This window comes from Brucella sp. NBRC 113783 (assembly GCF_040372265.1).
GTDB classification, from domain to species: domain Bacteria; phylum Pseudomonadota; class Alphaproteobacteria; order Rhizobiales; family Rhizobiaceae; genus Brucella; species Brucella teleogrylli.
On sequence record NZ_BAABRX010000003.1, the window covers coordinates 554,950 to 581,173 of the forward strand.

The following is a 26,224-nucleotide window of genomic DNA, read 5'->3' on the forward strand; positions in this document are numbered from 1 at the left end:
CCTGCCCGCAAATCGATGTGCGAAACGCCATGAATTTCGCTCCGCACATTAAGATCTTTGGCACATTTACAACTGTATTTTTAAAGTTACAAGAGTTTAATCCCGTTGTTCACGGTGGTCCACATCGTCTCGGCTCGATGAGACCGCTTTACGGTGTGATGTTCACCGCATTCGCGGAAAAGCCTGATGGTTCCGATAAGATTGACCCAAACTGATTCAGCCACATGCTGCACGGAGGTCTGGAGGGCGCTCAGTCCATTGGTCCGGCCAAAGTCGGCGACAAGACTCGGCTGGACACACTTGTCCCGGCCATTGACGCCTCCGTTGAAGCGGCCGAAAGGGGCCGCGATTCCACAATCAATCTCGTGGCCAAAGTCGGCAGAGCAAGCCGCCTTAGCGAAAGATCCTTGGGGGCGTGAGATGCAGGAGCGACCTCATGCGCAATTATCTTGAAAGAGTTGTCGCTGGGCACCCGCGAACGTTTGGACTAACCGTGATCCAATGAGCGGAGGGACTCTCTCATGGCGCTGGCAATGCTGAAAGAATACAAGTTGCCGCTGCCAATCACATCGCGGATCGACAGCGGCTTTATCACAGTTCGGGTTTTCAGGACCGGCTAAAACGACCCTATTACCACTTCACGCGCAGGCCCACCTGTCCCTTGACAGAATAGCTGTCGCCAAAGTTATTCAGGCTGGTGTTGACCAGACCTTCGCCATAGATCGAATACTTATCATCATCCCAGTTATAGGTTCCGCCGATCCCCAGACCGCCCCATACACGGTCATTACGGCTGGCGAAGCTTACCCCCTGGACATCGACCCGGGCTCCCTCAAGGAACTCATAATAGAGATTGGCGATGCCGTAGACGTGGGTGCGATTGAGCAAGCCCTTGTCATTCTGCCATGAGTTCTCATGGTCAAGCGTCAGGCCGAGACGGCCCTGCAGGCTTTCACTCCGGTCGAGGCTGACCCGTGCGCCGAATGCATCGGTGAACGCATCAAAGTCGACATTGGAATAGACCAGCTGGGCCTGCGGCGTGACCGACCAGGCGGGATCGATGGCTATGCGCTTGCCGCTTTCCAGCGACAGCGTATAACCGAAGCCGTCATTGCCATCGGCAAGATTCCTGCGGGCGAGAATAGAGTCGAGATCGCTCGTGTACCAGGTCATCTGGCCCTGACCATCCAGATAAAAGCCATTCTCGCCATACCAGGTCAGCGTGCCGCCAAAGCCATACCCGTCCGTCTTGATCTCACCATCGCCATAAACAGAATTGATGTCGGTTTTGCCATGGGCGTAATGGACTGTGACGCCGCCAATCAGCTTGCCGCTTTCCGTTTCAGTCAACAGCCCATCAATCCCGGCCTGAAGTTTGAAGACGTTCTGGTCGTAATCGGTGCCAGAGGTCGAAAAACGCGGTTCGATGCTATTATGGGCGCCTTCGATGCGGCCCCATACACCATTGCCTTCAATCGCAACGCCTGCCTCTTCGGGAGCGGCATAAGGTGTGCCGACCGGATCGGCGCCCTGCGCGACGACCTTGTTGCCATTACCGGCCCAGAAACGATTGCCAACGCGCTGCTGCAAGGTGGGCACGCCATTCAGTCCGAGCAATGCCTGCGGGTAGGCTTCATAGGTCGGAACACCGGCCTGATAGAGCGGCGCTGTCGGCGTTGTTGATGGATTGGATACATCGGTCAATTGCGAACGTAAATACCAGTTGCCATCAGTCGGCGTCGAAGCGCCACCCTGATAGAGCTGATAGGCATAGGCGCCCGCAACGACCGCCTGCTTGCCACCAACCGTATAATCGCCGATGAGTGAGAACAAGCCATTGGAAGCGCCGTTCACTTCGATGATACGGATACCTTCATTGGTCTGCGCGCCGGTTCCACCTACATTGTTGACGCCAACATTTGTCGTGCCCGATGTATCGCCATTGACGATGATCATATCCGTCTTGGAGTTGTCATCACCGAGCGCAACATCGAACAGCATCTGTCCGCCATTGCCGTTGTAATTTCCACCGATGATCACAACATCGCCCACGGCATCATCGACCGTGGTGATGGTTCCGGCATTGGTCACATCGCCGCTGAACGCGTAAACCCCGGCTCCGTCGCCCGTACCAACAAAAGTCGAGCTTGAATCTATCGCCATATTGCCGTCGAAGTCGAGCGACGCCATGCCGTCAAGGGTGGAACCGTTGTTCAGGAACACACCAGTTGTTCCTTCATCCGGTTCACCGACATGCCATGCACCATTATCGATGGACAGATTGACACCGTCCAGCTTGACGACTTCCCAATTGGTGATCTTGCCGCCATTCGTGGTCGCGGTCACACCCTTGAGCGTAAGCGTATCAATCATGCCATCGGCGACGGAGGTGTCATCGCCACCGTCCAGCACCTGCGACCCATCATAGGTCGATGCACTCACCGTTGCAGTGTCGGAACCGTCCTGACCGTAGAAACCACCAGTCAGTTTGCCGCCCGTCCAGTTAAACGTATCATTGCCTTCATGGTTGGCGATACCGTCATTGCTCTGGGGATCGTCCCTGTCATCGCCGTAAATATTACCGGCATAGCTTCCACCAGCCAGATTGAAGGTATCGTTGCCGAGGCCAAGGATCGCATCACCGGTTACCATTCCGGCGCTATTGACGATGACATTACCGCCAATCGCGTCTGATGCGGTTGGATTACCAGCAACACCGCCATCCCGAATGGCGATCCCGGATGTTGCTTTGACTGTTGCAGAAGCTGCAATATCGATCGTCGAGCCGTTTGCTGCTATCGTCTGAATACCCGCGCCCGCACCGCCGGTTACTGTACCCACAACGCTGACCAACGTCGATCCAGTACCCCTGTTCTGTGCCAAAATACCAGTTCTGCCAGCAATGGCGCCCGCTGTCTGTTTTACCGTCAATTCGGTGGCGCTGCTGCCATTAGTTGCACGGACACCATAATCACCGGAAGCAGTCACATTGCCGGACAACGAAACCGTGGTCGAACCGATTCCCGCATTGTCTGCGTAAACACCATAGTCTCCACCTTTGACCGTTCCAGATGTCTGATTAACAATGATGTCCTTCGCTGAACTGGCGTTGAATGCATAAAGACCGCCAGATACAGTCGCCGTTACATCGCCGAAGCTTACGATTGTCGTAGAACCAGTCCCTTCATTTTTGGCATACATGCCGAACCAATTGCCGGAGATTGATCCCCCTGTCTGCATAAGGACAATATCCGTCGCAGATGCTCCATTGTAGCCATAGACACCATAGGTGTCACTATTAGACGCACCTGTCTGGGTCTGGTTTACAATCCCGGCGGTCGTTATCGATATAGCGCCGGCGCCCCAATTATCGGCGCGAATGCCATGCGTATAACCGGTAATCGTGCTACCGGCTGCCTGGGTGATCGTGATATCTGTCGCGGCGCCAAAGGCTTCTGCCCAAATGCCATTGTCACTCCCACCGTTCACGTTACCGGCGACACCGATCACCGTCACACCAGTTCCGTAGTTGGTTGAGTGAATCCCATCCGTCCCACCGGTGATAGTTCCGGCTGTCTGGGTAACAGTGATGTTTGTCGCGGTAGCTGCATTTATCGCCGATATGCCGTTTGCGCTCGTGCCGTTCACATCACCAGCAACAGTAATCGTGGTTGCGCCAGTTCCGTTCTGGGATGTATAAATTCCGTCTACAGCACCAATGATCGTTCCGGCCGCCTGCCTTACGGTCAGATCCATTGTGTCGCTGTAATTAACGATGGAGATGCCGTTATTGGTTGTTCCAGTCACCATACCCGAAGTTGTGACGGTAGTGGAACCCGCGCCAGCGTTGGCGATATAAATAGCATCAGTGCCGGTTATGCTGCCATTCGACGTGATCGAGACGTCGCCTGAAACATCATTGTAGACATCAATGCTGCGGCCACCAGAGGACGTGATGGAAGAAGCATTTTCGTCCGTTATGCTTATTCCGCCACTTGAGTCGACGATAAGGGCCGGGTCGGCGCCGGTCGAAAGGCCAAATCCCGGCTGCGTGACAATCGTTATATGCGGAGAGGATGAGATACCAACCGATGGATCGCTTCCGGTGCCAGAAGCAGGGCCAGAACAAGTCCAGGCCCCAGAACCCGATGGGACGCAGTTACCTGCCAAGGATGGCGACGACCAAACAAAGAGTGATGCAAACACAGCCGCTGAAACGGCTGGTAAAGCAGATAGAGACAGCGCAAAACTTGCTTCACAAGGCGCTATTCCGCCAACGATGCCCTTATACTTACCCACTCGGCCACCACGGATGAGCACGCTACGTGCTTTCAAATTTGCATCAAAAGTACCAAAGGAATTCTCAGACCCATGCGATGGGCGATTCACCAAAGATGCTGTAGGTCCGATCATTCACAGTCCCCCTTTAGCTTCATAATTCCACCCCGATTGAAGCCGAAGAACGCTTTTTCAGCACAGCCATTCTCCCCGATTTGGGCCGCCCCAATGGTCGTCTCAAATTCCAAACTTCTATATATTTCTAAAATATAATCAACTGTGGAAGCAGGAGGTGTAACCGTTAATAGCTCGGCTTTTTAGTACATCTTTTGTTAATAAATACAAACGCCTTAATTTTAGAATCCTCTTAAATAATATTTTTGAAAGTGAGCTTCGCATCGCCTAAACCGCGAGCGAAGCCCGTCCCGAGACTGACTTCTGCGATCGCCCGTCAAATAGGCGACTTCCCCCGCACCACCGAAACGCTTGTAGCGTTCGAGCCTTTGGCAGCGGGGGCAATGAAGTATATTTCTCTCCAATTTGCGAATAACCGAGTATCAATTCAAAAGAATTATATACATCTCATAAATATATGAGATATTTCAGCAATCTTTATTGAAAAACAACGGGGAAATTTCAGCCATGTCGCATATATATGCTAAATTAGAAAAAACTTCCAGTAAACAACCAATAATTGATCTATTAAACTAATTTAAGGATCAATCCGAGAACGCTCGTTCGATAAGGGCTGGTGGTCATATTTCAACATCGAGCCGCTGTGATTCCTGTAACTCTATTGACGGGCAATTAGCCACCGCCAATCGCCCTATCACGCTCGTAAATGCAAGCAAGCTGGTAAATCGGGGAGAAAAGTTTGCCTGATCTCGACAAGACGGACCGTCGTATATTGACGATCCTGCAATCTGAAGTTCGTATCACCAATAGTGACCTTGCCCATCGGCTTGGCATTCCGCAAACGTCCATGAGCGACCGCTTCCGCCGTCTCCAACGCGACGGTTTTATTACTGGGTTCGGTTGCAGACTCGATCCGGCTCTGATCGGCTTCGATTTGCTGGTGTTCATTGAAGTCCTGCTAGATAAAACAACCCCGGATGTGTTCGAGAAATTTGCAAGCGCTGTGCGACTTGCGCCGGAAGTGCTGGAGTGCCACATGGTCGCTGGCGGCTTCGACTATCTGGTCAAGACGAGGCTGCCTAATATGGCGTCCTATCGGCGCTTTCTGGGGGAGATTGTCCTCGCCTGGCCGGGCGTTTGTGAAACGCGCACTTATGCCGTTATGGAAGAAATCAAAAACGACGGCGCGCTGTCGCTGTTTCTTTGATCAAATACGAAAAGGGGCCAGGGCCCCTTCTCCGATAAATAGGTCCGCTGTCTGGAAAGTGCGTTTCAGGCAGCCGTTTCTATTTCTGCACCGAGATAGAGCTTTCGCATTGCAGGATCGTCAAGCAGGCCTGACGCCCTCGCGGTTAGCGCCACCTGACCCAGTGAAAGCACATAAGCACGATCAGCAATGCCCAGCGCTTCAAAGGCGTTCTGTTCAACCATCAGAATGCACATGTTTTCGCTGTCGCGGATCGAAGCAATCGCGTCGAAGACATCATGCATCATTAGAGGCGACAGCCCTGCGGACGGTTCGTCGAGTAACAGGATTTCCGGCCCCGCAATGAGCGCCCGTGCCAGCGACAGGATCTGCCGCTCACCACCGGAGAGTGCCGAGGCTTTGCGGTTCTTTTTGCCGGCAAGCGCCGGGTACTGCTCCATGAGTGTGTTGAAGCGATTTTCCTTCTCTTGCTTGGATAAGAGCCGCGCACCCAGCATGATGTTTTCAAAGACGGTGAGCGTTCCGAAAACATTATCCGTTTGCGGCACATAACCGACCTTGTGGTGCCGCACTTTTTCGTGGATCGGCACATTGCTGACGTCTTGGCCGTGAAACGCAATGCTACCTGCACGCGGTCGCACATAACCGGCTATCGTTTTCAGAAGGGTCGACTTTCCACAGCCGTTGGGTCCCAGGATAGTCACGATTTCACGGGGATTGGCTGTGAGCGAAATGCCCGTAAGAATATCGGCACCGTCACCATAGCCAGCACGAATGTCCTTGGCTTCGATCATAATGCTGTCTTCCCCTTTTCAACCGCCTTCCCGAGATAGGCTTCCACAACCCGCGGATTGTCTTCCAGTTCCCGCGGTGTACAATCTGCAATGATCTCGCCACGATCAAGAACCACACAGCGTGAACAAAGTTCGCGGATGAACAGCATGTCATGCTCAACCACCAGGATAGCAAGACCGGCATCGCGATAGCGCTTGAGGATCGAGACCATGTCGGCTCTGAGATTGGGGTGAACACCGGCAGTCGGTTCATCCAGGCAGAGCAGTTTTGGTCGGCTACGCAAGGCTGTTGCCACCGAAAGCAGTTTTTTCTGCCCGCCGGATAAAGCGCTGGCGGGAAGTTCAGCAACATGCGTCAAGCGGAAGGCTTCCAGCAGCGTTTCCAGTTCGTTGTCGAACCGGAACGCCTTGAAGATAGAACCGAGGCTGGCCTCGGCGCTTGCACCCGCCTGCAGCACTTCCCGAACCGTCATCTTGTGCGGCATGGAAGGAAGCTGGAAAGTGCGCACGAGACCTTGCGCCGTGATGCGTTGTGGCGAACCGTTGGTTATATCTGCTCCACCGAGGCGGATGCTGCCACCATCCGCCGAGAGGAATCCGGAGATAATGTTGAGTGCAGTGCTCTTGCCCGAACCATTGGGCCCAAGCAGGCCTACGATTTCGCCCGCTGCGACGTTGAAATTGACGCCTTCCAGCACGCGATGAGCGCCGAATGCCTTGGAGACATTGCTGAGTTCCAGAAGCTTACCGGCCATAGCTGCCTCCAATTTTTTCGGGGAACAGACCCTTGGGCCGCCAGAGCAGGAATGCGAGAAGGCCGCCCCCGACAATGAGGAGCCGCGCAGCCGCCACAAAGTCGGTTGGCAGGTCCAGCATATCCTTGACGAACGGCACATAAGCCATGGCAAATTGCATGACGATAGCGCCTGCGACCACACCCCAATTGTTGCCGATACCGCCGATGATCACCATCGACCAGATCAGAAATGTTTCAGGCGCTACCAACTGATCGGGACCGACGAAAGTGAGGTAATGCGCGTATAGGAAGCCTGCAATCGCAGCAATGGCACTGCTGACCAGCATGACCGTGCGACGGATAGCGTCGAGATTGTAACCAAGAGAACGGGCCAGTTGCGGCTCTTCGCGGGTCAATTTCATCGCAAGACCATAGGAACTTCTTACAATGCGCTGACAAATAAACCAGACCAGCAACAGAACGAGGGCATAGAGGACCAGTCGCGCTGCGCCGTCGTAAGGTTTCAGTTCGGCGAACAGCAGAGGCAAACCGGAAATGCCCTGCGCACCGCCGGTCAGCGCCTGCTCGTTGGTGAGGGTTATGCGGAAAATTTCCGCGATGGACAGAGTGGCGATCCCCCAATAGTCGCTCGACAGCTTGCGTCCGAGGCGAGCGTAGAAGAGCCCGAAAACTGCTGCCATCGCGACGCCGAGAGGTAGGCCAGCCAAGGGATGCCAGCCCATGCCATTCGCGAGAGCCGCGCCGTAGGTGCCGCAACCGAAAAGCGCAATCAGCCCGAAATTGATGAGCCCTGTGAAACCCGCTTGCAGATTGAGGCTGAGCGCCAGAATTCCATAGAGACAGGCAATCGATGCGACATGCACGAAGAAATCAAACACGGTTCACCTCGCTGGTAAACAGGCCGCGCGGGCGGAACAGCAGGAACACCACAAGGATGATGAATGATGCAACCGGAGCGTAACTGGCTGGAAGGAAGTAGAAATCCGATCCGATCAGCGGGCCGATATTGGTGTTGGTGATGACCGTTTCTGCTGCGGCAATGATGATCGCGCCGACAATTGCGCCCAAAGCATTGCCAAGCCCGCCGAGAATGGCCGCGGCGAAAACCGGCAACATCATATTCGTGCCGAGGTCGATGCTGACGCTGCCGCGCATGGCAAGCGTGATGCCGCCGAGCGCCGCGAGGATACCGGAAAGGAACACGACAATGTTCGTCACCCGACGCGTGTCGATACCTGTGGCCGAAGCAAGCACACCATTCGTCGCTGTCGCGCGCATTTCACGACCGAGACTGGTTTTAAACAGAATGAGCGCGAAAATGCCAAGTGCGACTGCCGTGACCACCAATGTCGTGATCTGATGATCAGTAATGCGCGCGCCGAGAACGCGCATTGCGGGCGACACCTGCAATTTAAAACGATAAGCCGTCGGGCCGTAGGTGAGCAGGAACACAGCCGAGAGGATCATGCTCAAGGCCAGTGAGCCGATCAGCGCGATAGCTGAATCCGCCTTCAACAGACGTTCGAAAATGAGAACATTCAGGGCGACGGCGAGCAAACCGACAAGGAACACCGCGATGAGCCCGGCCACGAAGAGCGGCAGTCCCACCGCGTGCAGCGACATGGCAACGAAGGCGCCGACCACCGCATACTGGACCAGTGCGACATTGGGAAACTTGATCAGGGAGTAAACGGCACTCAATGCGACGGCAATCAGCGCCAGATCGACGGACCTGATCAGGACGTCGAAGAGGAATTGAAACATAGACATGTCCATCTGGACAGTTCCGGCGCAAGTGTGCCTTGGTCCGGAACTGTGTGAAAAGGAAAGAAGCCCCGAAACCACCGCCATCGGACGGCAGTCCGGTCCAACAGGCGATACCCGCCGCAGGTCTTGCGGCAGGTATCTCTGCTAACCATCAATCGTAGGCGACGAGCTTTTCACCTTCGACCTTGAACTTCAGATAAGGCTGGTGCGTGCGCTGGCCATCGGCGTCGAACTGGATCTCGCCCGTTGCGCCTTTGACCCCTTCCTTGCCAAGTTCTTCAATCGCCTTGAGTACGGCTGCCCTGTCCGTGCTGCCAGCCTTGTTGAGAGCCGCCGCTGCGAAGAGAACGGCATCATGAGCATAGCCGCCGTAAGCAGACAGGAAGCCTTCGCCGTAGGCCTTTTCATATTCGACCTTGTAGGTCGCACCACCCTCGCCGATATAGCCCACGTCCATGCCACGGAGGCCAACCTTGAACTCTGCGGGCGTATCTTTGTTCATCATCGTGATCAGGATGGAGTACCACGGCTTGCCCTGCTGCATTCCCAGCTCATAAGCTTCCTGCATGATGAGCGCGCCTTCAGTACCGTAAGCGGTGAAGACATAGGCGTCGGGAGCGGTGGCTTCCACCTGCTGCAATTCACGACGATAGGTGGACTGGCCAATCGTATACATGACGGTCGTTGCGATTTCGCCCCCCTTCGCGGTGAAGTGCTTTTTGAACTCTTCCGCAACACCCTGGCCAAAAGCATTGTTCATCGCCAGCACGGCGACCTTTTTCCAGCCATGATCGATGACGTCCTGCGCAGCAAATTCCGTCGAGACATTGTCCAGACCGACGACGCTATAGGATGTCGCACCAATTCCGCGAACGAGACCACTGGTGGACGCCGGATTGATGTGGGGCATGCCTTCCTGAACCAGATACTGGCCAAGCGGAATGGTGTTGCCGGAGGAATATTCGCCAATGACAATCGGCACCTTGTCGACCGATACCAGCTTTTTGGCCGCGTCAATCGAAGTCTGCGGCTTGCCGCCGGAATCCTCAACGATAACCTTCAACTGCTTGCCAAGCACGCCGCCCTTGGCGTTGACTTCCTTGACCGCAAGCTCGATACCGCGACTCTGGTCCTTGCCGGTGGTGGCGCTTGCACCGGAGAGTGGAACCACAGCTCCGATAGCGATATCTTCAGCGTGGACCGGTGCGGCGCTTAACAGTCCGGTGAACATGGCCGCGAAAGTGGCACCAACTGCAAATTTTTTCATTTTACCCCTCATTGCCGTTATCTAACGGGACGGGTAAATTTAGGCATAACTCGACCGTAGCTATATACGAGATATTCAATTCAATTCGGAATTTATGCAGTGTAATCGGTTCAATTTCGTAGAAGATACGGCAGCGCGTAAGAACTGCCGTCACACATGGGTCCTCAACTATTGCTTTCCAGGGAAAGCGACAAATTAGGCTCGCCTACAGAGAATTGCCAGCCCCGATTTTGGACCAGAGAGGTTTGTCGGAATTGGCAGCAAAGGCTGCACCAGCATCCAACATCGCGCCAATCTGGCCCTCGCTATACCCCAATCCGGCCAGTACCTCACGCGTGTGATCGCCAAGGCGTGGTGGCTCGCCGACCGGTGAGGTGTCCCGACAGACAGGCACCGGAAAATCCGGCGACTGGAAGGCATAATCTGCAAAAGCGATATCTGCATATTTCTGCGGTTCGCGGGCCTGCGCGGCCGCCAGCACCCGGTCAGCGGACAAGACTTCCGTATGCCCGACACCCTCCTTACCGAGAGCGGCAGAGATCCCATCATAATCGAATTGCGACACCGCAACAGCGACTACAGATTCGACTTTTTCGCGATTGCGGCGACGATCACGTAACGTTGCCAGTTCCGGATCGGGAGCAAGGCCCGTCGAACGGCAGAAGCGACGCCAGTGCTCGTCGGAAAGCATCACCAGATAAATCCAGCGTCCATCGCGGGTTTCATAAGCACCATAACCGGGAATTGAAAATTCCGGCGACGGTTCAGTTTCTGCACGTCCCAGCAAGTGCGATTTCAATTGAACGCCGACAAGTTCCCGGGCCGCAATATGCAGACCGGCTTCATAAAGCCCAAGCTCGATGTTTCGACGCTCTGGCGAACCGCTTTTGTCCAGCATGGCGGCTAGAACCGCAATCACTGCATAGCAGCCCGCGAACTGATCGAGATAAGACGGCCCAAGCCGCGAAGGGCGACCATTGATACGATTGGAAAACATCACGCCGGTTGCAGCCTCCGCAATCGGGTTTGACGCGATTTCCTCGGCCATCGGCCCTGCGCCATAGCCGCGGATATGGCAAAAGATAATGTCGGGATTGAGCGCCCGGCAAGCCTCCCATGTCACGCCAAGCTTGCGTGCCGCACCCGGCGATAGATTGTGCAAAACCACATCCGCGCTGACCACCAGCTTCTGGAACGCGGCTTGACCTTCCTCAGTCTGGAGATTGAGGCAGAGACTGCGCTTGCCACGATTATATGCGATGAAAGTGCCGCTCGGACCGCCACGCACAAGGTGGCGCGTCGTTTCGCCTTCCGGGGGTTCAATCTTGATGACTTCGGCCCCCATTTCATCAAGGATGTGGGTGGCAAACGGCGCTGCAATCATTGAGCCAAGTTCAATCACCCGTTTTCCAGACAGAACACCCTTGTGCGACATGGAAACCTCCCCTTCGACCCTTATCAAATTCTTCATGCCGCTTCCGCCAATATGGCAGCCGCGCGCGTCATCATCGGTTTGTCGATCATCTTGCCGTCAACCTGCACCGCCGCCCCTCCAGCAGCCTCAAGTGCGGCAATCACCCGCGTCGCCCAGTCGCGCTCGCTATTGGACGGTGCAAAGCCAAGGTTGACCGCATCGACCTGCTTTGGATGAATGCAAAGCTTAGCGCCGAAGCCCAGTTCGCGACAGCGTGCGACGTCGGCAGCGATCACCGCCTCATCGGTCAGTTCCACAGTGACACCGTCGATCGGCATGGGAAGATCGGCACCGCGCGCATGCAGTGCAATTTGAAAGCGCACCATGTCGAGAACACCGCCTGTACCGGGAATGCGCGCATCGGCCCCAAAATCGAGATGACCGAAGGCGATGCGACGAACGGATCGCATCCGAGCCAACGCGCCCAGATTCAACAGGCCTGCCACGGTTTCAACTAGAGCAATGATTGGCGTCTTCGGTGCAAGCGCGGCGAGCGATTGCACCGTTTCCGGTTCTGCCTTCGGCAGTACAAGCACAAGGTTCGGTATATCGGCCAGTGCACGGATATCATCCTCGAACCACTGCGTATCGGCTGCATTGATGCGAACCAATCCCGTTCCGCGCTGTGCGAGCCATTCGACCACATGGCCGCGTGCTGCATCTTTTTCAGCGGGTCCCACAGCATCTTCCAGATCAATGATGATCTGATGGGCATTGGTAGCCGCTGCTTTCGCAAAACGTTCGGGCCGATGACCTGGCACGAACAGAAAGCTGCGCGCTATCTCGAACGGTCGCCGCTCAGACATCGAACTCTACCTCCGCCTGCATGGCCAGGCCATTGTTCGGTCCGACAGCCCAAAGCTCCAATACGTCCGGTTGGCTGCCCGTTTTTGCCTGCAGCCGGAACGGTGCGGAAACGAACAAGGGCGACATACCGCGAAACGCAAAGCGCTTCAGCCTTGCGCCTTTGCGAATTTCACCAGCGAAATTCTGCAAGAATGTCGCCGTCAGTGGTCCATGTACGACAAGGTCGGGGTAGTGTTCTTCATTGCGGGCATAAGGAACATCGTAGTGAATACGGTGACCGTTGGACGTGAGGGCCGAATAGCGGAACAGGAGAACAGGATCAGGCACGATCTCATGGTCCCATTGTGCGCCTTCCGGTGCAGACGTGGGCGTTGGAGCCTTCGCGTCTGGGCTTGCCGCTTCGCGGTAAACAATATCCTGTTCTTCTTCGATGCAAAGAACCCCATCGGCGTTGATCTGGTGACGAACCGTTACGAAGACCAACCGGCCAGCCTTGCCGTTTTTCTCTACAACGTTGGAGATCGTGCTTGTCTTCTCAGCCATTACCTCGAAAGGGAGCGGCGCATGATAGGTCATGCGCCCGCCAGCCCACATGCGGCGCGGAAGACCCACATCGGGCAAGAAACCGCCTTTTCTCGGGTGGCCGTCGGGACCGATTTCGGAGCGCTTCACAAAAGGATTGAACCACAGCCAGTGCCAGCCGGGCGGCAAAGCTGTTCCATCGCCGGGAATCTCGGCGAGATCAATCGTTGCCGCCAGCTGTTCCGCCCGCTCTCGTCCGATCCTTGCCGTTCGGCTTTCACTGCGCCCGATTACGTTAGAAAAATCACTTACACGCGTATCCATCTGTCCGCCCTGTCGTTTCAGTGAATGATCTTGTCATCCACAAGTCTTCGATATTCGCGACTTGAAATGCCCAGAAGTTCGCCAAAAACATATGTCTCGTCTTCGCCGAGCTTCGGTGTCCCGCGATCGATCGAAGGATTGTCCGAACGGCTGAACCGTGCGGGTGCTCCAATAGCTGCGCGGACGGTTCCCGCATCGCCTTCAGGCACATCGACAATGGCCCTGCGAAAACGCAGATGTTGATCTTCGACCAAATCGCGCGCGGTCCATGAAATATGTGCCGCAACGCCGTTTTTCTGTAGCGTTTCGACAATGGATTCAGGCTCGCAACCGGCTAGCCATTGGCCGACGATACCGTCAAGTTCCGCGCGGGCTGCATGACGCTGTTCAGGCGTGGCGAAGCGAGCGGCATTGGCCAGTTCAGGCTTATCCATGACGCGTGCCAGCGCCTGCCATTCAAGGTCGGTACGCACTGCAAGCGTGATCCAACGGTCATGTTCAGCGCTGGCATAAACACCATATGGCGCGCAGATTGCATCTTCATTGCCTAGACGTCCCGGTTCGTGCCCAGCGGCTGCCGCCAGAAAACTCTCTGCAATCATGGAGGTCGCAACTTCTCGCGCCGCCACGTCGATATGACTGCCAGCACCGGTAAGACGCCGTTTGTGCAACGCGGAAACTGTAGCCAAGGCTGCATTGAGCCCGACAGAATGGTCCATGACATGCCGCATCTCGACCGGCGGACCATCACGATATCCGGTCAGATAACCAAGCCCGCCCCAGGCGCCAAACAGGGGCGCGTAACCCGCAAAATGCGAATCCGGTCCGGTCTGGCCGGACGATGAAATGGACACCATAACGATATCGCGCTTGATCTCACGGAGCGCATCGTAACCGAGACCAAGGCGCTGCATCACGCCGGCTCGAAAACTTTCAGCTGCAATATCCGAGATGGAAACGAGCCGCTTGGCCAGCGCCACACCTTCGGCATGTTTGAGATTGAGCCGAACGGATAATTTGTTCGATGCCACCTGATCAAAGGTCGCCGGGCCAAAGCGGCCGTAGACGGCATGTGGCTTGCGGAAAATATCCGGGCGCGCGGCACTTTCGATCTTGATGCATTCCGCACCGAGCTGCGACAGCATATGCGTGCAGAACGGACCAGCGGCGTGGACGGTGAAATCCGCAATTCGGATGCCTTGCAAGGGTTTCATACGCTCGCCCTCCTGCCTGGACTGGCCCTTTTATCTGAACTGAATTGGTCCGGTTCGGCCAAAATTTGATCGGCGCCAAGTTCCGGGACCACTCCCGAAAGCGGCAGCGGATCTTTACCAAAGCGAAATGGTGCAGTTTGCAATGGCAGATCCTTCAATCTGCCCACATTCAGCCCGGCGAAAATGCCACGCGCCTGCTCGTGCTTTCCCGAAACAACCTGAGCCGGTGTATTGTAGCGGGCCATCGGAACACCCAGGCGTTGCGCCTGCGCAACCAGTTCTTCCACGAACTGTTCCTTGGCCCATTGCCGGATATGCCCGTTGATTTCCGGCCCATGCACACTGCGGGCGACAGAATCCGACAATGTGGGGTTCAGTGCCCATTCGGGCCGCCCCATCAATTCGACCAGACCTTCCCATTGCCGCTCTTCAAGGGTCAAAAGCTCGACATAACCGTCGGCGCATTCGATCACCCCGCCATAACGGAAAGACCGCGTCGACCGGTGTTCTAGAGAACCGTCACCATAGCGCTGGATCGCAAAGGCGCCGACCGCAATATTGGCATCCTGAACCGCCACATCGACAAATTGCCCCTGCCCTGACCAGAGGGCAGACAGCGCAGCCAACGCGCCCGCAACCCCACCCTGACGCTCGGCGAAGTAGCCATGTACTTTAATCGGCGCACGGTCGGGAAACATATTGGTGGACAAGCCATTTGGCATCAGATATCCTTCGCCCCCAGCATGGAAGAGATTGACTTCCTCACCCTTCCAGCCTGACTTGGGACCAGCGGCCCCGAAGGGCAGCACGGAAAGATGCACCAGATGCGGATGACGGACCGCAATGGAACCCTGATCAAGCTCCCATTGCTGGCGTCGATCCAGTGGGGTGTCATCGATCAGAATACTTGCCGATGCCACAAGGGCATCGAAATCCATCTGGTCCTGCGTATCAGACAGATCGAGCACCACGGACCGCTTGCCAACGGAAAGGCTGGCAAAGAGAGCGCCCACAGCACTGTCGCCAATGATCGGCGGCACCGTGCGCAAAGGGCTGCCCGTGGGCGGCTCGATCAAAATAACCTCTGCCCCCATGGCCTCGAGGAGGCGTCCGGCATAGGCCCCGGCAACTGTGGAGGAAACCTCCACGACCCGGATACCATGGAGCGGAAGTGCTTGTACCATGGGGGTATTCTCCAAAGATTAGCGAACCACAGGCAGTCCGAGATCGAGGTTCGAACCGTCGAGATGAACGCGAATATTCGGGTCACGCGACGGCAGGATCACGGTTGCCAGACCCGGCGTCGTCAGTTCGCCGCGCTGGTTCTCACCGCTGATCTCGATATCGACCAGTGCATGGCCGTCCTTGACATATTTGCGGGTAACCTTGCCGCGGCACCAGGTGCTGTCGCCCATGGTGTTGAACCGGCGCATTTCGGTGCGGCAGCGCTTCAGGAAGGCTGCGTCACCCATCCAGTTGGTGACAAGTGTTGCCATCCAGCTCGAACGCTGCGGACCGTAGTCGTAAACGCCCGGCACACCGACTTCCTTGGCGGTTGATTCACGGTGATGGCCGATACCGGTATATTCGATACCGCCACCCGCTTCCGGATTGCGGAAGAAATGGCCCGGGTGTTTCATGGCCGCCATGAACACGACGCCATGCGTGTGGCCGCGACCGCAACCAACGAGGAAGCCCATCGTATCCATCAGTGAAAGCGGGCCGCGAACGATCGGATCGAGAGACTCTCCCTCCTTCACGTCTTCCCAATAACGCACATTCGCGCCGCGAATATTCTGCGGCTCGCGCATGATCGCTTCGTCCAACTCGGCGAATTCATCCGGCGTATATTCGTGGGTCTGAATGTCCTTGTACTTGCCGGTATCACGCGCCGCCTTGCGTTCGTGGCGCGTGCAGGTGCCAAGGGCGCGTGCCACGAGTTGGCCATGCTGGTTGAAATAGCTTGCCTCGACATATTGCAGCACGAGACGGCCGGAAAATTTTGATTCCTTTTCCTCGACGCCGACAACACGTTCGATGGCGGAGATGCGGTCGCCCGGACGAATATGACGGAACAGTTCCCAGTCGTTACCGGCATAGAAACCGTGTACACCGGGCAGACCCCAACGGGTACGACCGACCCAGCCAAAAGCCATCGGGAACATCGGATGCGCAACCTGACCGCCGAAACGGCTGTTGCGGCCATATTCCTGCTCACGGTAAAGCGGATTGAGATCGCCGATACCGTTGCACCAGTTGCGCAACGTGTCGGTGGAAGCATCCTGAAGATACGGACCTTCCGGGCGCAGCTGCAACCCGATCATGCTGCGTGCAGCCGCAACGGATTCGTCCGTAATACGACCCTCCGCCGGTGCACCACCAACCTCGACCACATTCTTCTTTTCAAGCTCAATCGTCGTCACTTTATCCTCCTAAAGCCTGGCCTGACTGACACGAAGCACGCGAGCCAGGCCTGCCGCTTCTATCGATCTTTCCAAGATCTCTCCTCAGTTTGTATATTGTGCATTATCTTTTGGGTCGTCAATCGCCAAAATGAACGGACCGAACGATTTTCGGCGAATTACCGGGAATTGTTCAAAATTTGCAGCACAGCAATCAAAATATAATGCATTATTTTGATTGCTCGTTACGCCGAGATACGCATCGCGTATCAGAAGTCTGCGGAGGTCATGATTTTTGAGAATCGGCGCAGCCCGGCCAACGCAAATTCGTGCTCTTCACTTGTGGAACCGGCGCAACAGTCTTCAAGCACGACACATTCATAGTCGCGGTCGTGGCCCTCGCGCACCGCAGCCGACACAACGCCATTTGTTGAAACTCCGGCCAGCACCAGACGCCCGATTTCCCTGGCGCTCAACAAAGGGCAAAGCGCTGTGCCGTAAAACGGACTGACACGATGCTTGACGATATCCGCATCGCCCGCTTCGGGTGCAAAATCGGCATAGACTTCGGTGCCCCAGCTGCCGAGCTTGAAAATGCCCGCCTTGCGTGCGCCCGTGAATACGGGGGAACGGTCAGAGACTTCACGATAATCGGGTGAAAAGCCGACGCGGACATAGCCGACCGGCACCTTCCCCGCACGAGCGCGCGCAATAGCGCGCTTTGTTGCGCCATAGACGTCCCGCTCCCGCATAAGGGGCACATAGGTTTTCGCACCCGCCCCATCCGGATGAACGAGATCGTTCATCATATCCATAACCAGCAACATGCTCTTGAGCGTCATTGCGCTACTCCCTTTCCTCTGTGAAAATCATGAGGCTGGGAGCGCAGCAATACTGGTCCTGTTAACTGGACTTGTAACTTGCCTTGAACTCGTCCCAGCCTGAGCGGATATGAACCCGTAACGACGTAATCAACGCGGCCTCGTCGCGCGCTAGAATGGCTTGCATCATGTCCTGATGCTCGTCCCTCGCCCGTCCGATGCGGTTGTCCAACCGGTTGATCAGGTCGAACGGGTATCGCGCCCATAAAGTGCGCACGAATTTCAGCGTCAGCGGCAATTCGGCGGCAATATAGATGCGCTCGTGAAAGCGATAATTGATCACGCGCACGGCTTCGCGGTCGCCCTTGGCGGACGCTTCCTCGATCTGGCTTTGCAGCTTGCGCAACTCGTCGATTGCCTCTGTGTCCAAAAGCGGCAGTGCTTTCAGCGCCAGCTTGCACTCCAGCGTCACGCGCAAATCGACGATTTCCTCGGTCGCATGGATATCGAGCGGCGCCACAATCGCACCGCGATGCGAATTGCCATCGACAAAACCTTCCGCTTCGAGAAGTTTCATCGCCTCCCGCACCGGCGTAATCGACGTGCCTAGCATCTCGGCCAGCTCGACCTGCTTGAGCTTGGAGCCACGCGGGAAACGACCCGAAATGATTCCTTCGCGCAGGAAATCGGCAACAAGTTCTTCCTTGGTCTGATATTGCACGCGATTTCCCCTTCAAAAGGCCCTTTGTGATCGAGATACCCCAAAAACCATGCATTATGCAAACAATTCAGACGGCGGAGGCTTTTGGCGCAAGATCGAGCCGGAACACCGAACCTTTCGGCCCGACACCGGCCTCGGGATAGATATGCGCCACGCGTGGATCATGAGCAGGCAAAACGTGATCGTCGCTATCGGCAAGAGCGCGTATCTTTTCGTGCCCCGCAATCATGTCTGAAAGATTGAACGCGACCGAATAGGGCACGCCACGCTCATATTCCTCATAATAATGCAGCGCATCCGACGCGAGAACGACCCAGCCGCGTGCAGTATTGACGCGTACGATCTCCTGCCCCGCGCAATGTCCGCCGACCCAGTGCACACTGACGCCGGGCGCAATCTCAAGATCGCGGTCATGCAGGTGCAGGCGGCCTTTGTGCAGCAATTCCACGCCCTGACAGATTTCGTCCACCGCATAGGCATGGCGGAACCAGTGGCGCTGCATCCACGGCCCGGTGACATAATGCATTTCTTCCGTCTGCAGATGAAATTTCGCATTGGGGAAAGCGGCCAGATGGCCGGTATGATCGTAATGGAAATGGGTCAGGATCACCGTATCGACCTGATCCGGATCGATGCCGCATTGCCGCAGCGCGTCGGGCGGATTGACCAGCATTGTATGGCCGTTCTTTTCCGCCTTCTTCGGGTCCATGCCGGTATCGATCACGATTACACGTTCACGGCTGCGCAAAAACCAGCAATAAAAATCCATCGCCAGCGGCGCGGTCGGCTCGGCTTCGAGGATGAAGCTCTGCCCACGCTTGCGGCCCGGATTGGTGCCGTAACGAATGCCGAAGATTTCGTATTCAGGGATCATTATTGCCTCATGCTACGAGATGCTGGCCTGCGCCCAGATAAGCGTCGATGACTTGCTGCCGGGCCGCTTCACTTTGCAGTTCCTGCTTATGGTTATGTCCGACAATGCGGCCCGAACGCAGAAAATAGATGCGATCGGCAAGGCGCATGGTCATTTGCAGATTCTGCTCGACCAGCACGATGGAGAGATCGCTTTCTGCGCGAACGGCCGTCAAGCGGTCGAATACGCGCCTGACCAGAAGCGGCGCGAGACCGAGCGAAGGCTCGTCCAGAAGCAGCAGTTTCGGCCCAGCCATCAAGCCGCGCCCGATAGCCAGCATTTGCTGTTCACCACCGGAAAGCTGCCAAGCCGGTCGATCCACCTTGTTGGCGATTTCCGGGAAAAGGTCGAGCACGGTGGACATGCGGCTTTTCCGCAAACCGGAAGAAAGCTGATAGCCGCCGAGAACCAGATTTTCACGCACCGTCAGCGAGCCGACAATCTCGCGACCCTCCGGCACATAGACAATGCCGCGTGCAACACGCTCGCGTGTGGACAGGCCGGAAATCGGCGCGCCGTCGAAGATGATCTCGCCGCTTGCTTTCACTAGGCCGACCAGCGCACGCATGACCGAGGTTTTTCCCGCGCCGTTTGCCCCCAGCAGAGCCACAACCTCGCGCGGCCCGACGTTAAAGGAAACCTTCTCAACCGCCTGCGCCCGAACACCGTAGAAAACCGAAATGTCATGCGCCGAAAGCAGATCAGTCATCATCGCCTCCCAGATAAATGCGGATTACTTCCGGGTCATTGCGCACTTCGTCCGGTGTACCACTTGCGACGAGTTGACCGAAGTTCAGCACATGGATGCGGTCGCAGAGCGACATGACCAGATCCATATCATGTTCCACCACGACCATGACGAGTTCAGGCGACACAAGATTTTCCAGAGCAAGCGCCAGATCGCGCGTTTCGGAATTGTTGAGGCCAGCCGCTGGCTCGTCCAGCAGCAAAACCTTCGGCTTTCCGACAATAGCGCGGGCGATTTCCACGAGCCTTTGATTGCCGGGCGGCAATTGCGCCGGAAACTCATCCGCAACATTGGCAAGACCAAAACCTTCAAGCGCCGCGATGGCCTGCGTCCGCATTTCCTCCCGTTCGCGATGCCCCCGTGCCATTGGCAAGAACGCATTGAGCCAGCCCGATTTGTAATTTCGGGCAAGCCCCATCATCACGTTTTCGACGACCGTCAAATCCGGACAAAGGGCCACGGTCTGAAAGCTTCGGACGATGCCACGTTCGGCGCGCGCCGCCGATGGCATGTTGCAAAGCTCTTCCCCGGCAAATGAGATGGAGCCGCTTTGCGGCCGATATGCTCCGGCCAGACAATTGAAAAGACTGGTTTTACCCGCACCATTTGGCCCGATAAGGCCGGTAATCTCACCGGCGTTCAGCTCAAGGCTCGGACCTTGCAGAACCCTGATCCCACCGAATGCAAGCTGAATGTCTTTGGCAACAAGGGACATATGGGACATCAGGCCCTCCTCGCCGCACGGCGCCGATCAAAGACTGCCTTCATGCGTGGTCCGTGGTATCCGATCAAAATGACCGCTAGAAGTGCGGTGCCGTAGAAGACTGGAATCCACGCACCCTGACTGGCAAGAATTTGCGGAATGAGCGTTAAAAATGCGCCGCCGATCAGTGCCCGTCCAAGCGTCAGACCATAGAGGCTCACCACCGAACCGACCAACAGGAAGATCGAGGACCAAAGTGTAAAGCCGCTCGGGGAGACGGTGGCGCTGGCATAGGCAAGCGCGGCACCCGAGGTGGAAGCCAGAGCGGCGCTGATTGCCATGGTGCTCATGCGGGCCCAGCCTTTTCTGGTGCCAAACGCATCGGCGGCAGCGGGATGGGTGCGCGCCAGAAGCATCGCCATACCCTGACGCGACTGACGAAGCCGCACCAGAACATAGGCGCCGGCCAGCAGCAGCACGAGGGCAAAATAATAACGCTGCATGTTCAGCGTGCCGAACGGCAGCAACCATTGCGACACATAAAGCCCTTCATAGCCGCCGGTCCACCGATCACCGGCATCGATGATCTCAGGCAGTGCCAGCGCGAGCGCCATGGTCGTGACTGCAAGATAGATCCCTGAGAGCTTGCGCGACGGCCAGGCAAAGGCCACCCCCAGTCCGGCACCGATCATCACGGCCAGCGGCAACGAAAGCCAGATCGAAACACCATAGTGCTTTTCCAGAATGGCCACCGTGTAGGCCCCGGCTGCCATGAAAACGGAGTGGCCGATGGACACTTCGCCGCCATAGCGAACAAGAAAGCTGACCGAGAGAACGCCGAGACTATTGGCATAGCAAATGCCCAGAATGAACAGCCAGGACGGCGCAACAATCAGTGGCAGCACGATCAGGATCAACGCCAGCACGACAGCAGCGGGTCGCCCCAGGAAAAGCAGCATCATCTCGGACATGCTATTGTTTTGCACACGCAGTGGAATGTCAGACACGCGAACCTCCACCGGCTGCGGCAAGAACGCCATTGGGGAAGAGGTTCAACCCCACAAGGATCAATCCAAGCAGGAATGTCGAGCTGAATTGCGGTGAGACATAATAGTTGAAGAGGTTCATCAAAACGCCGATCAGCACGCCGCCGATCAATGCTCCCGGCAAAGAACTGAACCCGCCAAGCACTGCCGCAGCAAAGGCCTGCAACATGAAGGCCGAAACAGTGGTTACGCTGAGGAAAGTGGTCGGCACGATCAGCAACGCGCCGATAACCCCGAGAACCGCTGCAACCGCCCAGGCGAAAAGATGCACATTGCGCAAGCTCAGACCACAAACCTCTGCCGCAAAAGGATTGGCTGAAATCGCCCGGAACGCAATGCCGAGCTTGGTATGATCGATAATCAGAAACAGCGTGACGATGGTGATGGCTACAACGCCCAACACGGTAAGATCATAGCCGGTAATGCGCAGTCCAAGAATTGCGAAGCGAAAATCCGGGATCGGCAAGTCAAGAGACACAATATCAGCGCCGAACACGACGAGGGTTACGCCCTGCGCGATCAGGCCGATGCCAAGCGTCGAAATCGTCGCGGTCAGATCCGAGCTGAAGACCAGCGGCGAAATGAGCGCATAGACCAGACAAGCGACTGCCACCAGTGCCACAAGCGTCACGAGAACTGACGTGCCCCATGAGAGGCTTAACAATGCACCGCTCGACAGACCATAAATCAGGAAGGCGGCGAGACCCGCGACATTGCCATGCGAGAAATTCACGACCTTGGAGCATTTGAAAATCATCACCAGCCCCATGGCGCCTAATGCGTAGAGGCAACCCATGATCAGGCCCGACCAGACCAGCGGAAACAGATCGCTAAGAAGCTGCATCGTCGCGCTCCTTCGTCTGCCCGGCTTCGACCACACGAATGACACCGGGATAATATTGCCCGCCGTGGCCTTGGTCTATCGCATCCTGATAATAGCGACGCACGACATCGGCAGCGCGAAGCGGCACGCCGGTCTGCTCGGCCAGTTCAAAGACGTAGCCGATATCCTTCAGCACATATTCCGGCGAGAATGCCTTGTCGGGAAAATCACGGGGCAGCATGGATTTTATCGCGTGATTGCGCAGCGCAAAACTATCGCCCGAGCCCTTGGAAACAGCCTCGATCAATATCTTGGGCGACACGCCCGCCTTTTCGCCCAATACCAGCATTTCGGCAATCGTCACCACATTCTCAAAGACCAGCATGTTGTTGACGAGTTTGAGTACCTGCCCTGCACCGATGTCGCCACCATGGGTGATATCGGTCGCCATATAGCGCAGGACCGGCTCGATCCGGGCGAAATTCTCTGGTGAAGCGCCGACCATGATCGACAATTCGCCCCGTTGCGCAGCGTCGCGCGTGCGCGCCACCGGTGCATCAGCGAAGTGAATTCCGTGCGTGGCTAACTCCGCACCGACTTTACGTGCGACAGCAACCGGCGTCGTGGAAAGATCGACGACAATCGCACCTGCACGCAACCCGACTTCGACGAGACGAGCCGTCACCGCCTCCACCTGCGGCCCGCCGGGCAGGGAAAGGCAGACGAGACTGGCCGTTTTGGCCAGATCTTCGAAACTTGCCGCCTCGGCCTTGGTGTCCGAGAGCGCTGCCAGGGCTTCCGCAGACAAATCCTGCGCCAGTACACGACCCTTATGCTTTGTGGCCACGTTGCGGCACATTGGCCCGCCCATAACGCCAAGTCCGATGAAACCGATCGTTTCCGTGCTCATGATCTTAATCCATCAACATGCCGCCATTCACGTCGAGGACCGTACCGGTGATCCAGTTCGACTGTGGCGACGCAAGAAAGACAATAGATTGGGCGATATCGTCGGGATGACCAAAACGACCGAGCGGGACATTTCCATTGGCGGATGGCGCCGCCTTTTGCGTTACGCTTTCCCACATCGGTGTCTCGACGGGACCGGGCGCTACGACATTGGCGTAGATACCCTTTGAGGCGAAACTCTTGGCGACCCATTTGATAACGCCGTGGACACCGGATTTTGCCGCGATATAGGCCGGACCGGAGGCGACGCCACCGATCTTGGCGGCAATAGACCCCAGCGCCACAACCTTGCCGTAGGCTTGTTCCTCCATCAGCGGAAGGACTTCCCGCAGCGGGTTGGCGACGCCCAAAAGATTGACGTTGAGGATAGAATGCCATTCATCGTCGCTTGCATCGGCAAGCGAGCGGTTCGAAATGGTTCCGGCACATAGGATCAGAATATCGACCCGACCATACTGAGCTTTAACGTCGCGAACGAGTGCAGACGAAGCCTCCCGCGAGGTCACATCCAGCTTGCGATAATCAATCGATGGATGCCCGTAATCGGCGCTCTCAGCGAGATCGGTCGCCACCACTGTGGCGCCACTTTCAGCCAGCGCCATAACTGTGGCTCGGCCTATCGCCCCGGCACCGCCCGTTACAATGGCCACCTGACCTTGCAACTGCGCTGGACCGCTCAGCGGAATTTTCTGCATGCTCCTACCCTTCCCATTTTCATTTTCTAGAGCGGTTCCGATTAACGCGTCGTCGTTGGAACCGCTCTATCTCTTACGCATGTCTCCCCATCCTCCAGAGACGGCACGCGTGTCAGTTAGTTTTGGCCTCAAAGACGACCTTTGGATAGGGCTTGAAATCACGCACCAGAACAAATTTACCGTCCTGCGCCTGAATGATACCCTCCGCGCGGGTGCCGCGATGATCGCCCTTGATAAAGCTCACGCCCTTGGCGCCACCCACCGTCACATTATTGAGGCTCTCCATCGCCAGCGTCAGGTTTTCACGGGTCAAAGGCTTGCCACTTTTGACCAGCGCGCGAAACCCTTCGGTGAACAGCGACGCATTGCTCCAGCCATTGAGGCCGAACACACCTTGCGGATCTTTTGGATAGTATTTGCCCACGGCTTCGCGATATGCAGCAACCGTCGGCTCATCGCTGGTCACTGGCAACAGCCATGACGAGAAATAAACACCATCGAGCAGCTTGCCGGCGAGCTTGTAGGTGGATGGGTCGGCTGTGAAGAACGGTGCAAACCAGGCCGTTTCGAACCCTACCTGATCGGCTGCTTTCAATGCTGCGGCAAGGTTCGCATTTGAGCCGAAAAGCACCACGGCATCGGCACCCGCCTGTTCAACGCGACGGATATGTGCGGCAAAGCTGGTCGTCTTCACATCGAACGGTACAGACTCTACGGCTTCCAGACCATGTTCTTTCATATAAAGGTCGAATCCGCGTTTGCCGGATTTACCAAGCTCGTCATTTTCCCAAAGAAGAGCAATCTTCTTTTTGCCGAGATCATTGACTGCATAATCGACATTCATCGCCGCCGACCAACCATAGTCTGGCAAGAGCGGGAACACTTTGTCATTCACATAAAAAGCCGAAGCACCGCCAATGGGACCTATCAGCGATAGGCCAACTTCTGCAGCATATGGCAGAACAGCAGCATTGGTCGCAGTTCCTACAGACGCGGCCAGAGCGAAAATACCCTCGCCTTCCACCATCTGACGGGTTACTGCGGCGGACCGCGCAGGTTCATAACCGTCATCCTGTGTGACGTATTTTATCTTCCAGCCCTCGACGCCACCCGTTTCGTTGACATGCTGAAAATGTGCATCTGCCGCGTGCGTCAGAATTGAATAAAATGGAACTGGCCCCGTTACAGGGGTGAATGCACCCACTGTTACGATCTTGTTTGCCTCATCGATGCCAATATTCTGGGCCGCGCCCGGCAACACCATCGTTAAAAAGAATGCTGAAGCAGCGCCAAGCACTGACTTGATACCAGCCATACCTCGATCCTCCCAAATCGTTTAAATGGATGACTTGCCGAAATCTAAATACGGTTCGCACCCAATGTCAACCGATAATGCATTATGCATTGGAGACGGTTTGCAAAACATCTGTTGGCAATCGGGATAAAAATTCCAAATATTGGGAGCGATCTCGGGTATTTAATGACGCTAGAAGCGCCATTTTAAAGCGATTTTCGGCGTAAACGCTCGAGAATCTCTACAACCGCCGATTTCTGACGCGAACTCGCCCACATATTATATAATGCATTATTTTGGTATTCCGCGCGACGAGCAATAGATTTGCGTAAGATTCACAAATACCAGACCCGCCAATGTGATTAACATTGAAAACCCGCTCGGTGCCATCTCTTCTTTCATAACTGCTTCGCAACGGTGCGGACGAATAGAAGGCAGTGTCGTTCTCCTGCACGTCTGCAAGACAATGTATGGACGCGATGTCCAAGCGCGAGGAACAGGCTACCCAGACTTTGGTAGTATAAGTGCTTTCATTGAAGTCCG

The 26,224-nt window shown here is 56.0% G+C and carries 23 protein-coding genes and 1 pseudogene; 2 read left to right on the top strand and 22 right to left on the bottom strand.

Going from position 1 to position 26,224, the window contains the following annotated elements; translation table 11 throughout:
• Positions 1–131 precede the first annotated feature (131 nt).
• Positions 132–491: pseudogene (locus tag ABWW11_RS13145) on the top strand (dihydroxyacetone kinase subunit L); the annotation flags it as partial.
• Between the two features lie 139 nt (positions 492–630).
• Here ABWW11_RS13145 and ABWW11_RS13150 read toward each other — a convergent pair.
• Positions 631–3,810 carry an autotransporter outer membrane beta-barrel domain-containing protein gene (locus ABWW11_RS13150; protein ID WP_319080412.1) on the bottom strand — a complete coding sequence of 1,060 codons (3,180 nt, stop codon included), beginning with the start codon at positions 3,808–3,810 and terminating at the stop codon, positions 631–633.
• 1,342 nt (positions 3,811–5,152) lie between these two features.
• Between ABWW11_RS13150 and ABWW11_RS13155 the strand changes: the two genes are divergently transcribed.
• Complete coding sequence (locus ABWW11_RS13155; protein WP_319080413.1) at positions 5,153–5,620, top strand: Lrp/AsnC ligand binding domain-containing protein; 468 nt, start codon at positions 5,153–5,155, stop codon at positions 5,618–5,620.
• Positions 5,621–5,685: 65 nt separating this feature from the next.
• Here the strand turns inward: ABWW11_RS13155 and ABWW11_RS13160 are convergent, their stop codons facing one another.
• The 21 genes from ABWW11_RS13160 to ABWW11_RS13260 form a co-directional block, all read right to left on the bottom strand.
• Positions 5,686–6,414 (bottom strand): ABC transporter ATP-binding protein, encoded by a 729-nt coding sequence (locus ABWW11_RS13160; RefSeq protein WP_109365851.1) that lies wholly within the window; start codon positions 6,412–6,414, stop codon positions 5,686–5,688.
• Positions 6,411–7,169: an ABC transporter ATP-binding protein gene (locus ABWW11_RS13165; RefSeq protein WP_109365850.1), complete on the bottom strand. Its 759-nt coding sequence runs from the start codon at positions 7,167–7,169 to the stop codon at positions 6,411–6,413. The genes ABWW11_RS13160 and ABWW11_RS13165 overlap by 4 nt, the downstream gene beginning before the upstream one ends.
• On the bottom strand, positions 7,159–8,049 hold the full coding sequence (locus ABWW11_RS13170; protein WP_109365849.1) for a branched-chain amino acid ABC transporter permease: 891 nt from the start codon (positions 8,047–8,049) through the stop codon (positions 7,159–7,161). Before ABWW11_RS13170 ends, ABWW11_RS13165 begins: the two co-directional genes overlap by 11 nt.
• The gene (locus tag ABWW11_RS13175; protein WP_109366404.1) at positions 8,042–8,935 is read right to left on the bottom strand and encodes a branched-chain amino acid ABC transporter permease; all 894 of its coding nucleotides are present in this window, start codon (positions 8,933–8,935) and stop codon (positions 8,042–8,044) included. Before ABWW11_RS13175 ends, ABWW11_RS13170 begins: the two co-directional genes overlap by 8 nt.
• A gap of 154 nt (positions 8,936–9,089) precedes the next feature.
• The gene (locus ABWW11_RS13180; RefSeq protein WP_244597032.1) at positions 9,090–10,205 is read right to left on the bottom strand and encodes an ABC transporter substrate-binding protein; all 1,116 of its coding nucleotides are present in this window, start codon (positions 10,203–10,205) and stop codon (positions 9,090–9,092) included.
• A gap of 205 nt (positions 10,206–10,410) precedes the next feature.
• Positions 10,411–11,640 (bottom strand): CaiB/BaiF CoA transferase family protein, encoded by a 1,230-nt coding sequence (locus tag ABWW11_RS13185; protein WP_109366402.1) that lies wholly within the window; start codon positions 11,638–11,640, stop codon positions 10,411–10,413.
• A 32-nt stretch (positions 11,641–11,672) separates the two neighbouring features.
• The gene (locus tag ABWW11_RS13190; protein ID WP_109365848.1) at positions 11,673–12,485 is read right to left on the bottom strand and encodes an HpcH/HpaI aldolase/citrate lyase family protein; all 813 of its coding nucleotides are present in this window, start codon (positions 12,483–12,485) and stop codon (positions 11,673–11,675) included.
• A complete protein-coding gene (locus ABWW11_RS13195) occupies positions 12,478–13,332 on the bottom strand; it encodes an HTD2 family dehydratase (protein ID WP_109365847.1) in 855 nt (284 codons plus the stop codon). The genes ABWW11_RS13190 and ABWW11_RS13195 overlap by 8 nt, the downstream gene beginning before the upstream one ends.
• A 17-nt stretch (positions 13,333–13,349) precedes the next feature.
• Positions 13,350–14,546 (bottom strand): CaiB/BaiF CoA transferase family protein, encoded by a 1,197-nt coding sequence (locus tag ABWW11_RS13200; protein WP_109365846.1) that lies wholly within the window; start codon positions 14,544–14,546, stop codon positions 13,350–13,352.
• Positions 14,543–15,730, bottom strand: a complete 1,188-nt coding sequence (locus tag ABWW11_RS13205) for a CoA transferase (protein ID WP_109365845.1) — start codon at positions 15,728–15,730, stop codon at positions 14,543–14,545. The genes ABWW11_RS13200 and ABWW11_RS13205 overlap by 4 nt, the downstream gene beginning before the upstream one ends.
• Before the next feature lie 18 nt (positions 15,731–15,748).
• Positions 15,749–16,969 (bottom strand): FAS1-like dehydratase domain-containing protein, encoded by a 1,221-nt coding sequence (locus tag ABWW11_RS13210; RefSeq protein ID WP_235892047.1) that lies wholly within the window; start codon positions 16,967–16,969, stop codon positions 15,749–15,751.
• 248 nt (positions 16,970–17,217) lie between these two features.
• Positions 17,218–17,790: a cysteine hydrolase family protein gene (locus ABWW11_RS13215; RefSeq protein WP_109365844.1), complete on the bottom strand. Its 573-nt coding sequence runs from the start codon at positions 17,788–17,790 to the stop codon at positions 17,218–17,220.
• A 61-nt stretch (positions 17,791–17,851) separates the two neighbouring features.
• Positions 17,852–18,490 (bottom strand): GntR family transcriptional regulator, encoded by a 639-nt coding sequence (locus tag ABWW11_RS13220; RefSeq protein WP_109365843.1) that lies wholly within the window; start codon positions 18,488–18,490, stop codon positions 17,852–17,854.
• A 67-nt stretch (positions 18,491–18,557) separates the two neighbouring features.
• Positions 18,558–19,364 carry an N-acyl homoserine lactonase family protein gene (locus ABWW11_RS13225; protein WP_109365842.1) on the bottom strand — a complete coding sequence of 269 codons (807 nt, stop codon included), beginning with the start codon at positions 19,362–19,364 and terminating at the stop codon, positions 18,558–18,560.
• A 7-nt stretch (positions 19,365–19,371) separates the two neighbouring features.
• Positions 19,372–20,112: an ABC transporter ATP-binding protein gene (locus ABWW11_RS13230; protein ID WP_109365841.1), complete on the bottom strand. Its 741-nt coding sequence runs from the start codon at positions 20,110–20,112 to the stop codon at positions 19,372–19,374.
• The gene (locus tag ABWW11_RS13235; RefSeq protein WP_109365840.1) at positions 20,105–20,875 is read right to left on the bottom strand and encodes an ABC transporter ATP-binding protein; all 771 of its coding nucleotides are present in this window, start codon (positions 20,873–20,875) and stop codon (positions 20,105–20,107) included. Before ABWW11_RS13235 ends, ABWW11_RS13230 begins: the two co-directional genes overlap by 8 nt.
• The gene (locus ABWW11_RS13240; RefSeq protein ID WP_244597029.1) at positions 20,875–21,861 is read right to left on the bottom strand and encodes a branched-chain amino acid ABC transporter permease; all 987 of its coding nucleotides are present in this window, start codon (positions 21,859–21,861) and stop codon (positions 20,875–20,877) included. The genes ABWW11_RS13235 and ABWW11_RS13240 overlap by 1 nt, the downstream gene beginning before the upstream one ends.
• The gene (locus ABWW11_RS13245) at positions 21,854–22,744 is read right to left on the bottom strand and encodes a branched-chain amino acid ABC transporter permease (RefSeq protein ID WP_109365839.1); all 891 of its coding nucleotides are present in this window, start codon (positions 22,742–22,744) and stop codon (positions 21,854–21,856) included. The genes ABWW11_RS13240 and ABWW11_RS13245 overlap by 8 nt, the downstream gene beginning before the upstream one ends.
• Positions 22,731–23,633: an NAD(P)-dependent oxidoreductase gene (locus tag ABWW11_RS13250; protein ID WP_244597028.1), complete on the bottom strand. Its 903-nt coding sequence runs from the start codon at positions 23,631–23,633 to the stop codon at positions 22,731–22,733. Before ABWW11_RS13250 ends, ABWW11_RS13245 begins: the two co-directional genes overlap by 14 nt.
• A gap of 4 nt (positions 23,634–23,637) precedes the next feature.
• Positions 23,638–24,387 carry an SDR family NAD(P)-dependent oxidoreductase gene (locus ABWW11_RS13255; protein ID WP_109365837.1) on the bottom strand — a complete coding sequence of 250 codons (750 nt, stop codon included), beginning with the start codon at positions 24,385–24,387 and terminating at the stop codon, positions 23,638–23,640.
• A 112-nt stretch (positions 24,388–24,499) separates the two neighbouring features.
• Positions 24,500–25,702, bottom strand: a complete 1,203-nt coding sequence (locus ABWW11_RS13260; protein ID WP_109365836.1) for an ABC transporter substrate-binding protein — start codon at positions 25,700–25,702, stop codon at positions 24,500–24,502.
• Positions 25,703–26,224: the final 522 nt, after the last annotated feature.